Consider the following 13006-nt stretch of genomic DNA (forward strand, 5'->3'; position numbering starts at 1 on the left):
GTTCGAAAGTACGCCAAGTTAATTTAATTCCTTCACGCTCGTTATGATTTATGACTTGTTTATGTTCCCAGTAAACAGTTTAGCGTTTGTGTGACTAATCTGCCGCGTTTTTGTTATTTTATTAAGCTATAGTGTCCCGTTAGTTGAACGGGCTGACGATTTCACGACGTCTTAATTTCTACCGAGTAATCTGCTGCGTCCCAAACTACCTTAGTGCCAAGTGTTTCTGACACGAATCGCAACGGAACAAGCAAACTATCGTGTGCGGAGACAGGCTTAGCATCGAGTTGCACGACATTCCCGTCGACTATTGTTTGCCCGCTTACCGTATTGAAGACAATACGCTTATTGTCCTTGTCTGCTATCACGGATCTGCTAGGGATATCCCATCGGATATTGACGCCCATCGCTTCAAGAACGCCTCGTAAAGGGACGTATGTTACTTCGTTCAAGATAAGCGGTGGCACGGCAGGCTCCATCTTTTCGCCGTTCAAAATAATAGCAGCCGCCTTGCGGACTGGTCTAAAATCCTTAATTTCAATGTCGAGTGTGCCTTGACCTGTTTGACCGAATTGATTAAACCCCGTCGAATAGATACTCCCGTCACGCATAAGCACATAAATATTGCGGCTGCCCTCTGAGATGACCTTAGCCTGATTAGTCGGCAACGCAAGTGCCTTGAACTGGCGGATAACTCCATTATCATACTGCCAGTTCCATGCCGAGCCCTTCGCATCGACCGCTGATCTTGTCGTAAAGGAGACGACATCATTCAGATTAGGAATCCGGACGGGCAGAAGATCTGCCTTCTTCCAGTTAGAATTGATGTTATCCCAAACCCAGACGGCGCCTGTGCTGTCGAGCGCAGCTCCCAGAAACGAGTCCGCAGCTACCGCTTTAAATTCCCTATCGGATGGAAGCTGGGTTGGCTTGCGAATATGGAAGATGTCGTTCGGACCGAAAGTTTGCATGCCCCATACCCAAATCTCGCCGCCGTTCCCTAGCGCAAGAGACGTATACTGGCCTGCTGCGACGCTATTCATTTTAGGCAAGCCTTCCACAACTCTCGGCTGCAAGCCGTTCTTCCTCGAATCGTCTCCGAGTTGCCCTTGCTCGTTGCCACCCCAAGCCCAGACGGTGCCATCTCGCTTAACGGCCAGACTGTGATTGTCTCCAGCGGCCACTTGAAGAACGTCCGTCAGCCCTAGTACTTGCACCGGTTCAGTAAACAACTCCTCACCGTCACTTTTCCTACCAATACCAAGTTGTCCGTGTTCATTTCCGCCGACCGCCCATACCGTTCCATCCTCTTTCAAAAAGAGGGTGTGCCGGTAACCACTAGAGATTTGCCGAACATTCTCGATATGTATGCGCACCGGAAGAAAGGCAGGCGTCGTTGCCCCATGTCCTAGAGATCCATACCCCCCGCCCCATCCCCATACCGTACCATCCGTTCCAATAGCATAAGCTGCTTCATCACCGGCCTCGATTTGGGTTGCCACTAAAAAGCGTAAATCATCCGCTTTTGCCACTTCGTTTGATCCTGCTTCCTCCGCCCCAACAACATCTGGTAACAATAACAATAGGCAGCATGAAACTAAAATGAGTACATGCACCCGCAAGACCTTAAATGTAAAAAAGTCCATGCTCGCGACCAACTCCAGGCGTTATAAATGTTAATTTACTGCATTCAAACGGTCGATCCAACACCCTATTATTTTTACGAAATTGAATAAATTTAGTTGCTCTATGCTGCCCGTTAGCGTAACAAAATTCTTTCCGCACCCACTGAGCGGTTTAAGGACAAAATTTCGCCCTACTTGTAATACGCTTCAGCTTAACGTGTCTACTTTCCAAGGTCTGCGCCACGGGACAATACCTTTTTCCAATAGGTTGATAATCCGTTCAGTGACCATATCATAAATTTTAGGTGTCGGTGCACGGCTGGAATTCGCCTCCGGCGCCGCGTTCCAGCTTCTCCAGCACGGGGAAGATGGTCGTTGGAGCACGTAGCGGCCCATGATGGCCAAATCGGAAGGCGCGTTCTCGGGCGCGGGCTTTTCTACGAGCCCATTGGCGACATGCGTGCCGCACTTCGCCCTGACGGAGGAGACGATGCCGTATTTGGACACGTCCTCCTTCGGTACCCGATTGACGCCTACTCGCAAGGAATGAAGCTTATCGATAACATACCAAAAACCCGCTCAGCGAGCGGGTTTTTGAGGTGCTAATGCATTCTTTTAATTATAAGGAATAGATTTCATTTCGGACATATTCCCCATATAATCCTCCAGAACGATGCTGATGACGGATCCCTTCTCCGGCAGAGGAAGTCCATTCAGATCATGATATCCGCGAATAAAATAATCGGTTGTAACACCCTGATCGTTCTCCGTTGGCTTAACTGGCTGGCCGTTGACCGTAATGTACATATGCCACCAATCCTTCGAAGACGGGACGTCGATCCCAAGCTTATCACCATCGATATAATAACCACCATCGAACGGTTCAGAATAAAGATCCTTCATTTTTCCTGAAGAACTTACGGTGTCAAGCACTCCCCCTTCTTTATCCAAGGCGGATACTTTCAATAGGTAACGATCATCGTCCTTCACCGGCACTTCCCATTTGAACAAACCCAATGCGGAATCCACGGTTTTCGTATACGTATCCTTCCTTCCGTCTGTAAAGCTTAGGTCAAACCGAACTTGGCTTGCGCGGTTATGCTTGTCCCAGACGATATCGAATCCTTCGACCGTTGCAATGACGTTAACATTCGAGAGTTGGTCCTTGTCGTCAATAGCAACGACGGCCGGTTTGCTCTCGGTCTGATCGATGCCGACAGCAGTCAATTTGAGGGCCATAACGTCCGGCTCCAAGCTCTTTATATAGAAATTGCTGCCGTATACGCCGCCCCAAAATACCTCTTTTCCATTTTTCAGCTGCGCATAGAGATTGTACTGCTTCACCTCGCTATAATCTTCCATGTTCCAGACGACATCGGCTTCGCCGGTATCATATCGATTTTCTATAGCAAAACCGGCAGGTTGGCTTGGTGTATAGTTTTTCCCATCCGTTATCTTAAGTTCTCCAATATTCACCTGGTAGCCCTCAATGGCCGCTCCCTTCGGATCAAACGCAAGTCCGATTACGGCAAGTTCCCGATCTGCGTAAGCGTGCAAATCCAATTCCGCTGTCGTATAACCATTTGTTTTTTCACCGCAGTTAGGAACGGATACATATTCAACCTGTTTCGGATTGTCTTTGAAAATAAGTCCCAGCTGAATTTCCGAGCGATCGCTTGCCGACGACTTATTAAACGTAATCGAAGCTTTTGTTGTTTTCTTAACGTCCAAATCCGTCTTGTATAAACGTAAGAAATTTTTGGCGTCCAAGCTGCCGTTAACGACTAGTGAGCTTCCGCCTTTGTAGCCGCCGATCGGCTTATAGGTGAACTTGTCGCCGTTCTCCACGGAATCGCCGTAATCAAAATCGACTTGAAGCTTGGTACCTTCGCTATCGATCCACCACTGCCACGTCGGCAAAATATCCTGCAAGTTGATGTTCGACCATTCGTCATCGTTTGATACTTTTCCGTCTACGTAGTACTTCATGCCGTGGCCTGTATTAAAGGTTGTTGAAAAAGCGCTTCCATTAACGACCGAACGTTCTGAAATATACCTTGATATCCCTGTCCATTCCGAAGCGTCCTGCACACCGACATCCGGTCTTTCATATCCTTTCTGCTTGTCGGTATTGGTCGGATCGATCTTAACGCCGGTATACCACATACGCTCGCGCTCGGCGATCATCCACTGATGGTCGTCATTTTTGCTCGGGTCGCCTATATTTTCGTCAAGCGCTTGCTGGACGAAAAGGCCGCCAAGCGTCGCGATGGAGGTCATTGGATTTCCTGTCACCGGATCTAAGATGACATCCAAGTTACGAGTCGAGTTATGACTTCCTCCAAAGCGGCCCATTCCCGCTTCAACGCCGGAGAAGACGGTTTTAAGCGGATCGATTCCTCTACTTTTGGCCTCTTCGACGGTCTGTTTAATATACTTCTGATCTGTGCTGTCTCCATTGTTCCATCCGTCGTGCGAGTTCCAGTTGTAGTTCATAAAGATAGAGTTGTTAATCATTCCTCCATTTGCGTCATCACGAACGAACGAGCTGTGCGAAGAAATAAGTGAAGGCTGGTAGGTCAATTTGCCCTGCGTATCATCTACCGTGTCATACCACTGCGTATAGACGCCCGCATCCACCAATGTTTTCGTAAATGCTTTATATATCTTAATATGTTCCGGTTTAATCGACGTTTCTTGGTTAATAAAATAACTGTCAAAGCCGAAATATTCCTTCATCTCGATTAGCTTCTCCGCGACCGGGAACGTTCCGTCTTCTCTTTGCTTCAACAGCAGATCATAAGGTTGTCCGCCGCGTGGGATAAAAATGCAGGCTACGGATTTTACGCCGTTTTTGTGCGCCGCATTGGTATAAGCGGGATTAGGCAGGTCTACGATGCCGTACTCAAATGCCCCGTTATGCCCGGCGTCATTCGGATCATATAAGCTGGAGGGTACGTCTTCCGTAGGAGTCCCATGCCAGCCTCCATAATAATCGGTATATTGCCAGAAGTTAAAGAGATAGTTCGAAAACTCGTTATTGTAAGGCGTTGCGCCACGGGGAGCGTCATCGTAATCACCAGTAAGGTTGAAAAACTCGGTATTCGGACTCAGCTTCGGATTCGCTTGGGTTGCGGCAAACGCATCGTTTCTTTGCTGCAAAGGCACATGTGCTCTTAATCGCTTGGCGTTCGGATCGGTTTCCGGTGACCAATTCTCAATATCGACAGCCCGGTATCCGTGGGTCACCGGTTGGTTTTTTCCGAATGCGGCATCGCCCGTGGGTGGCATGGAGTCCACCGCAAAAACAAAATGAGGAACCGTCGAGGGGATCATGGCGGATGCTTCTGCAAGTGCTGTTTTTCTATTCTTCAATTCACTTTCCTCCTATTTTGTTGTTGTGATGCTAAATCGTTGTGGCCTATCCATTTTTTATAAAAAATATTGAAAGGGCTTTCAAAACAGGATGCTTCCAATTCGGCATCACCCTTCTTAAAGGGTTGTTTTCCCTTTTTTTACAGTGATTATTGTAACACCAACGAAGAACAAATCTACATTGTATGCTAATGTGATTTGTTCTTTTTTCGACTTATAGTTCTCCAAAAGTATACCGGATGTTCCAGATGTGTACCTCTTCTTTATATTATCAAGTCGGCAGTGAAGATAGTGTGATTTATCAGTGAAGATGGTGTGATTTTCATGTAAAGTTAGTGTGATTAATTCCATTCGTATACCATTTTGCAGGAAGATAAGGATTTTTGCTGGAAGATACAATGTCATTACATCAATGATTGCAGGTTGTGTTTTCGCCTCGATAATAAGTTCGCTCATTTATCGAATCTCCTCTTTTGGCCATTTCCACTTTTCTCCCTACTCATTCCACATTAACTTTGTTTTTGTGACTTACAGTTATTTTCATGCCACATGATGTCGCAAACATGACTTACTAATAAACTTGTTAATAATTTAGTTTCTATAATTACACTATCCTGCCCGTTTGCTTAACAACAATGGCATCTTTTTAACTTGCCTACTGCCGATGAGATCATATTGGGTGTGTAACAAAGTTCTTGTCATCGTGTTTTGACAAGAACTTGATATCATAAAAATAAAAAGCCGCATGATTAGCGGCTTCTAATGCTACTATGTTTTTGTCACCCGACATCTCCTTAGGATTATTTAAGGTTCCACCACCGATTGTGACAATCCGATCATCTCGATGATAATGGTAAATTGATAATTTTGTTGCGCTCAACTGCCCATTAGTTCAATAAAAATAAGAAGGCTTAGACAGCCTGCTCAACAATGTATGATATTCAACTATCGTGTCCCTTAGCTTAATCGCCTACGTAATTGTAGCCACCTTTTCTAGGGAGTAACTCTTCAAAGTTACAAGCTGCAACAGCATTTAAGCCGCTTGCCCATAGACTTTCAAGAAGCAAAGAAATAGACATAATGTATCTTTGAAATTCAAAATATCCATTTGGTTCAACTTCAAGATAATACCTTGAATGTAGAAAACCATAAGGGAAGTCTAATCTTTGGATAGCGTCAAAATCATCGTTTTTTACTAAAGATAAATCCAATGTTTCATTAATGTCGCGCCTCGTATTTACATTAACCAATTTATTGATTAAATGATACAAATACTCGTATTACTCATCAGTATCAATAAAGATTTTACAGAAGGTGTCGTTCTCGATTATTGTATTAGCGACTCCTCTTTTATATATTTGATTATTAAATAATTCCATCAACTTCCGTAGTATCCTGCCCGTTACTTCAATGAAAAAGGCAGCTGATCGTTTGATCAGCTGCCTCGATATCATGATTCAACTATCGTGTCCCGTTAGGAAATTTGACTGATTGCTTTAAATTTATTTAACTAGAGCGTATATATGAGTATTTCTTATCTGACTCTTATCTGCTGACAAATCATCACATCTTAATGTTCCTTCTAATTGAAAGCCTAATCGTTCTGGAATCGCCTTACTCTTATAATTTAAAGTATCACAACGAATTTCTACTCTTCTAGCCTTCAACTCTGTAAAGGCAAAATTGGTTATTCCTTGAACTGCTTCAGTCATATACCCATTTCCGCTCATACGTGTATCAATCCAGTATCCGATTTCAAATTTACGTATCTCCCAATCTGGCTTATTCAATCCAGATAAACCAATGAATTGTTCAGTTTCTTTATCAAATATCAGAAGTCTAAGAGCTTCTCTCTTAATAAACTTTACATAGTCTTCTCGTAGTATTGCTTCGATTGACTGTTCAGAATGTTCGTTCTGTGCAAAAAGCGACAACCACTCCTTGAGCTCATTGATCGATGAGTTTATACTCTCATACACTACCTTGCCATCACCAGGTAGAGGTGTTCTAATCAATAACCTTTCAGTTGTAAATTGGTTTGGAAAATCTACTAGTATTGGATTCATTCTATAATCTCCTTTCGCAAACAATTCCATATGTAGGCAATTCGCGAAACTTTTGCATTATCCTGCCCGTTAGCTTAATGATTACAACTAACTATAGAACGACAATCGGTAATATTGTTGTTACAGCAGTTTGACAAGAATATGTACCGATAAAATAAAAAAACTGCGGTTTACGCGGGTATTAATCGGTACACTTTCTTGTCACTCGACAATTGTCTTTCTTTCTAAGTTGTTTTTCTCACCTCATCACGTATTTTAATGCTCCCATGTTTTTGACTTCTGACAATATCATCTTCTCTAATTGTTGTAGGATTTAAGTGAAGAATGCTAGCACGGCTAACGGTACAAGTTCTTGTCCATTTACGGCAATGGGTACAGGTTCTTGTCTCGAGCAAAGGACAAGAACCTGTACCCATAAAATAAAATAACCGCGCATAGCACGGATTCCATTTGGAATATGTTCTTGTCCTCTTACAGTCCACCAATGCTTTATAAACTTCAACATTAGTTGCTAAATTATCCTGCCCGTTAGCGCAACGCGGCTGCCGATCCATGCCGGCAGCCGCGTATTAATTAAGCTATAGTGTCCCGTTAGTTGAATGACAAAATTACTTGGGTCAGCCACCCCATATATCAAGTTTATTTCCATCTGGGTCATAGGCATAAAAATTAAGACCACAGCCCCATTATCTTCAATCTCCGATACCTTAGCTCCGTTGTTCTTCATTTGGCTGTAGAGTCCGTTGTGATCCCTGTTTTTTTACTTTGAATCGCTTTAGTTTATATTTGTGGTTCACACCGATCCGCGCTCTATCCCCCGTGGGCTCCTTGCCGTTTTATAGGCTTGTACGGCTTGATGCTTCTCCTCTTCAGTAAACTACTCCACAAAAATACACCCCACTTGTTAGATGGTGTCTAACAAATGGGGTGCAGTTCAATTTATCCCCGTGGTAGTATGCTTGGTTAAAACTTCTTACTTTAAAATTGCAACATCATCAACACTCATAACGCTGCCAACGCAAAAGTCTACAGCCTTGAAAGTTATACTAGAAAAAACACCAGCACAAAATACAACTTGAGGCCATGGATTATTTAACATATTGCCAAATTCTCCGCTACATTCTTTTACAGCTTTGCCACTTTCATCTGCAAAGATAATATGATATTTAGAAACTACATTATCAAGTTTTGGTAAATATTTAATTCCACGAATATTTGTTGGATTATTAAAACTTAATACAATGGTGCGAGAATCAACTTTTTCTGCTTTATCAGGTTTAATATACTCAGTTTCAACTTTTTTGTCATCGGTATCAATTGATGGCTCAAAGAATAAACCGAATCCGCAAAGCATTGGTTCAGCTTTGCAATTTATAATTTTAACTCGGAATTTTGTGGCACAAATAGGTGCAAAACGAATAAGTCTTTTGTATCCTACTGATTCAGCAGAAACAACAGGTTGCCATGCTCCATATAAAAATGCTTCCAATTCCCATTTAATAATGCGTTGCCCATAAACTAAATCTTCACGAAGCTCAACCACATTGCAATTGCCTATCTTAGACAAGTCATAGTCAAAATACCAAACTGTATCTTCATTGTGATTTGAAACAGTAGCATCTTGTGCTAAATTGTTATTGAAAGTGGCATCAAAATGCGCTTTAAACTGTTTGAGTGCAGCCACATCATTTTCATGAATTAATCCTCGGCGATCTGGTGGAAGATTAAGGTTAAATGTGGCACCTCTTCCAACTGAGTGAAAGTAAAGGTCAATCAAATTTTTTAGAGATCTTACTTGGTCATCTTGTGTTTCATGGTAAAACCAGCCTGGCCTTATAGAAACATCGCACTCTGGTATATGAAATTTATCGCCATCTAAATTTCCAGAATTTAGATTGTGTTCATTTGCTACTCCAGGAGCACAACCATTATCAAAAATCGTGTACCAACAAGGGTTTCCGGCTACACCTCTCTCATTGCCAACCCATCTAACATCTGGGCCAACATCGGAAAATATCACTGCATTTGGTTGTAATTCTCTCACTATTTGCCATGTGTTTTCCCAGTCATAATAAACAGTGGGATCAATTTTGCGCTGTTCATTTGCGCCGCCATACCAACCGTCTCCACCATTGGCACCATCAAACCAAATTTGAAAAATTTCGCCATATTGTGTTAACAACTCTCTTAGCTGTGCACGATAGTAGTCAATATAAGCTGGGGTGCCATAGTCAGGGTGATTTCTATCCCATGGAGATAAATAAACACCAAATTCTAATCCTGCACGACGACAAGCTTGCGACAATTCTAAAACAACATCACCTTTTCCGTCTCTAAATGGGCTGTTCTTTACGCTATGCTCGGTGTATCTACTTGGCCATAAGCAAAATCCATCATGATGCTTGCATGTGAGAATAAGCCCTTTCATGCCAGCAGCTTTTGCTGTTAAAACAATTTGGTCTGCATCAAATTGTGTTGGATTGAAAATAGATGGAGATTCATCTCCAAACCCCCACTCTTTGTCGGTAAAAGTATTTAGTGAAAAATGGATAAAGCAGTAAAACTCACGATCTAAATGTAATAACTGTCTACTTGTTGGTAAAATTAGTTGCATTCATTATCCCTCACTTTAAAATTTATCTTTTATATCCGGTTAAATCCAAAAATACTATTTGTCATATGTGTTGGAAAATCGTTTTGGCATTTTTTTACTAGATAAAATGTATCATATAAAAAACAACTTTTTCAACAATGATAGGGAGTATTTTGTGTCTGAAATTGGTGTAAGATTTGAAAGGGACTGCAGCAAAATAAACTACCTTTATAGAGGCAGAATGGTGTAATTCCATTCTCCTTCCAGTCAAATTACAGTTATTATGATGCCACATGATGTCACTAACCTTCTAGTTAATTATTGAACTAACGTATATGAACTGGAAAATGCCCGACCAATTGATCCTAGCTCGGGGTATTCATTGTTAACCATAGACATTTCCTTGGACGCTAAGCAAGGATTCGAATTATTGAAAAGAAAGTACGAAAAAATAACTAAGTAAAACTGCCCGATAGCGAAACGCGGCTGCCGATCTATGCTGGCAGCCGCGTTTTAGTTATTTATTATAAGCTATCGTGTCCCGTTACTTTAAAGGGTAATGGGACGGAGTCCTATTATTGAACGCTTGCACAAATTTGCTTATATCTTCTCGAAATACTTCACTATATTGACCAGAAGTATATTCGTTCACTACATTCCGCCAAAAATGTATTGCTGGTTCATTCGCCTTCATCTGAACAACTTTCCAATTAGCTTGGTATAGATCAAACGCTTGAACAGCCGCAATCTTACCTAATCCTCTTCTCCGGTACTTTCGTAGGATCATAAAATCATAAATGACGTGAGTTGGATCGGGGTCTGTATCGTAATTCTCAAAAAGAATAATCAAAAATCCAATGATTTTATCCTGACTACATATCAAATAAGGGTTCCATCTTGGATCTTCCCAAATATGATCCAAGTCTATTTCAAACCGTCCATCTAAGCCTAAATCTTCATCGGTATATTGGGAAAAATCATAATGGTAATACTGATATAAGTTGTATAGGCTTTCTTTTTGCTCTATCTTTACAGGCATAAGTCTAATTTCCATGATTCATCCTTCACCTCTGCTACATACTATCACACACCGTATGAGACGTCTGGGAAAAATCGGTTTTAACCAAACTATCCAAGCGACTCAGGACGCTTCTGACTGATAGGACGTGCTATCCTCTTCAGAAGCCGATCTGCGAGTGCTACGATAATGAGGGCTTGCTCAAGTATGTGATGAATTCAGTTTAGTATACTAAACCTAGTTTTCTTTTTGAAGCGAAGTGTGACATTTGTAATACATCCACCAGTCACCTCTATTTTACGATGGTGTCAGATCATGGATAGGAGTGAAGTACAGTGAACCTGCCAATTCGCGGTATTATGCCGCCAGTCTCAACTATATTCAAACCAGATATGACACTTGACCGCGGAGGGATGACCCTTCTCATTGGACACTTGATCAAGCAGGGTGTTCACGGCTTATTCTTTATGGGTACCGCAGGCGAATTCGCCAACATGTCGATGGATCTGCGCAAGGAAGTTACCCGCTTCGCAGTTGAAGCTGTAGACAAGCGCGTGCCTGTATGGATCGGTACTGGGGCTAACAGCACAGACGAAGTGGAAGAGCTGTCCAGATATGCGGAAAATGAAGGTGCAGACGGAGTTATCGTCATTAATCCTTCCTACTATACACTAGGCGAGACACAACTATGGGAGCACTTCTCTCGAGTTGCTCGTTCGGTTAAGCTGCCTATCATGCTGTATAACTTTCCGATGCTGACGGGTCAAGATCTGACGCCTGAATTCGTTAAACGTCTAGCAACGACTTATTCGAATGTTGTGGGTATCAAGGATACCGTTGATCGCCTTGCGCATATGCGTGAGATGATTCATACAGTGAAGTCCGTTCGTCCTGACTTCTCGGTATTTGCAGGCTTTGATGAGTATCTAGCTGATGTACTTATTCTCGGTGGAGATGGCGCCATTCCAGCAAGCTCTAACTTTGCGCCTGAACTGACACTTGGCATCTGGAACGCCTTCCATAAGAAAGACATGAATGAGCTCATGCAGATTCAACGCAAGCTCGCGTACATCCCTTACATGTACGCGCTTGATGCGCCTTTCGTCAATGTCGTGAAGGAAGCCATTCGTATGCGCGGATTAGACATATCCACACAATTGTTGGCTCCAGCACTGCCGTTGCCAGAGAGCAAGAAGGCTGAGCTTCAGCAAATTCTAGCTCAAGCAGGACTGATCAATAACACATCGGAACCAGAATACGTGCCTGTATTCTAATTCGGACACATAATAAAGGGTCGCGCCAGCATGAACATCTTCATGCGGCACGACCCTTGTTTGATTTATAAGAGCGAGGACAATTGCCCCGACAATCTACTGAGCTCGTCGCGCGCCAGCTCTTTCTTCGAGTCCCATTGTCCGGTCGGGATCGAGAAGCTTGCCGCTGCGAGAACGCGCCCGAATACGTCGGTAACAGGCACCGCCAGGCAGCAGAATCCCGCCGCCACCTCTTCAAGATCCTCAGCATACCCCTGTTCTCGTATGCGTGGCAGTAGCAGCAGCAACTCGTTCATATCTTTCAACGTATTGCTAGTCAACGGAAGAAAGGCTTGATCGCGATACAATCGCTCCACTTCAGCATCCCCCCTTGCGGCAAGCAGCACCTTGCCTAAAGCCGTGGTATACGCTGGAATCCGTCTTCCTGGCTCCGAGAGCAAACGGACTGGCGTTGGTGCTTCAACTTTCGCGAGGTAAACGACATGCTCTCCCTCAAGCCGCGCCAATTGCGCCGTTTCACCAACAACGGCTACCGCTGCGGCAGCATGCTGCATAAACAGCTTCACGACGTCTATGTTGGAGAAATAAGCGTTGCCGAGATACGCGAACGTCGAGCCTAATAAGTACGTATCTCCCTTCTCGCGCTCAACCCATTCCAACGACTCCATCGTATGCAAGAGCGAGAACATCGTGCTTTTATTAATCCCTGTTGCCGCGCACAGGTCGATCAATCTCAGCTTCGAAGGATGACGTGCGATACAAGCCAATACTACATGCCCGCGCTCCAACGCCGGCACCCAATACTTTCGTTCCATACCCTCCACCTATCTTCTACAAGCTGTACTATACTCGAACAACTTCAGCAATTCTGCTGTCGCATCGAAGTGTTTTTTCACGCCGCCAAACAGGAATTGGCTTTTGACGCAGTCTGCTCATTTTATGTCCCGTTAGCATAATTAATTATGGAATTAAATCTTAATTCATTGACAAGATAATCGCCTTGGTCTATTTTCATTACTCTCTTTTCTTTTGTATAATCCCAACCATTTTTTTTT

General features: G+C 43.3%; 13 protein-coding genes. 2 read left to right on the forward strand and 11 right to left on the reverse strand.

The window, feature by feature from the left end; translation table 11 throughout:
* Positions 1–161: 161 nt before the first annotated feature.
* Positions 162–1583, reverse strand: coding sequence for an RCC1 domain-containing protein (locus ACFQZR_RS13740; protein WP_379346697.1), 1422 nt, complete (start codon positions 1581–1583; stop codon positions 162–164).
* 249 nt (positions 1584–1832) lie between these two features.
* A complete protein-coding gene (locus ACFQZR_RS29005) occupies positions 1833–2021 on the reverse strand; it encodes an ArdC-like ssDNA-binding domain-containing protein (protein ID WP_483874914.1) in 189 nt (62 codons plus the stop codon).
* Between ACFQZR_RS29005 and ACFQZR_RS13745 the strand changes: the two genes are divergently transcribed.
* The gene (locus tag ACFQZR_RS13745) at positions 2001–2231 is read left to right on the forward strand and encodes a hypothetical protein (protein ID WP_379346699.1); all 231 of its coding nucleotides are present in this window, start codon (positions 2001–2003) and stop codon (positions 2229–2231) included. The two genes, ACFQZR_RS29005 and ACFQZR_RS13745, sit on opposite strands and share 21 nt — an antisense overlap.
* Positions 2232–2240: 9 nt before the next feature.
* Here ACFQZR_RS13745 and ACFQZR_RS13750 read toward each other — a convergent pair whose 3' ends face one another.
* The 8 genes from ACFQZR_RS13750 to ACFQZR_RS13785 all read right to left on the reverse strand — a co-directional run bounded on the left by ACFQZR_RS13750 (position 2241) and on the right by ACFQZR_RS13785 (position 10713).
* Complete coding sequence (locus ACFQZR_RS13750; protein ID WP_379346701.1) at positions 2241–5000, reverse strand: endo-beta-N-acetylglucosaminidase; 2760 nt, start codon at positions 4998–5000, stop codon at positions 2241–2243.
* A 117-nt stretch (positions 5001–5117) separates the two neighbouring features.
* Positions 5118–5456 (reverse strand): hypothetical protein, encoded by a 339-nt coding sequence (locus ACFQZR_RS13755; protein ID WP_379346703.1) that lies wholly within the window; start codon positions 5454–5456, stop codon positions 5118–5120.
* Between the two features lie 506 nt (positions 5457–5962).
* Positions 5963–6211 carry a hypothetical protein gene (locus tag ACFQZR_RS13760; protein WP_379346705.1) on the reverse strand — a complete coding sequence of 83 codons (249 nt, stop codon included), beginning with the start codon at positions 6209–6211 and terminating at the stop codon, positions 5963–5965.
* A gap of 291 nt (positions 6212–6502) precedes the next feature.
* Entirely contained in the window at positions 6503–7066 is a 564-nt protein-coding gene (locus tag ACFQZR_RS13765; protein WP_379346707.1) for a GNAT family N-acetyltransferase, read from the reverse strand.
* A gap of 313 nt (positions 7067–7379) precedes the next feature.
* Positions 7380–7571: a hypothetical protein gene (locus tag ACFQZR_RS13770; protein ID WP_379346709.1), complete on the reverse strand. Its 192-nt coding sequence runs from the start codon at positions 7569–7571 to the stop codon at positions 7380–7382.
* A gap of 6 nt (positions 7572–7577) precedes the next feature.
* Entirely contained in the window at positions 7578–7793 is a 216-nt protein-coding gene (locus tag ACFQZR_RS13775) for a hypothetical protein (RefSeq protein ID WP_379346711.1), read from the reverse strand.
* A 246-nt stretch (positions 7794–8039) separates the two neighbouring features.
* A complete protein-coding gene (locus tag ACFQZR_RS13780) occupies positions 8040–9680 on the reverse strand; it encodes an alpha-L-fucosidase (RefSeq protein ID WP_379346713.1) in 1641 nt (546 codons plus the stop codon).
* 523 nt (positions 9681–10203) lie between these two features.
* Positions 10204–10713 (reverse strand): GNAT family N-acetyltransferase, encoded by a 510-nt coding sequence (locus ACFQZR_RS13785; protein WP_379346715.1) that lies wholly within the window; start codon positions 10711–10713, stop codon positions 10204–10206.
* 299 nt (positions 10714–11012) lie between these two features.
* Here ACFQZR_RS13785 and ACFQZR_RS13790 point away from each other — a divergent pair, with 299 nt between their 5' ends.
* Complete coding sequence (locus tag ACFQZR_RS13790) at positions 11013–11951, forward strand: dihydrodipicolinate synthase family protein (RefSeq protein WP_379346717.1); 939 nt, start codon at positions 11013–11015, stop codon at positions 11949–11951.
* Positions 11952–12016: 65 nt separating this feature from the next.
* Here the strand turns inward: ACFQZR_RS13790 and ACFQZR_RS13795 are convergent, their stop codons facing one another.
* The gene (locus ACFQZR_RS13795; RefSeq protein ID WP_379346719.1) at positions 12017–12766 is read right to left on the reverse strand and encodes an IclR family transcriptional regulator; all 750 of its coding nucleotides are present in this window, start codon (positions 12764–12766) and stop codon (positions 12017–12019) included.
* Positions 12767–13006 lie beyond the last annotated feature (240 nt).

The organism is Paenibacillus sp. GCM10027629, from assembly GCF_042676425.1.
GTDB lineage: Bacteria > Bacillota > Bacilli > Paenibacillales > Paenibacillaceae > Paenibacillus_K > Paenibacillus_K terrigena.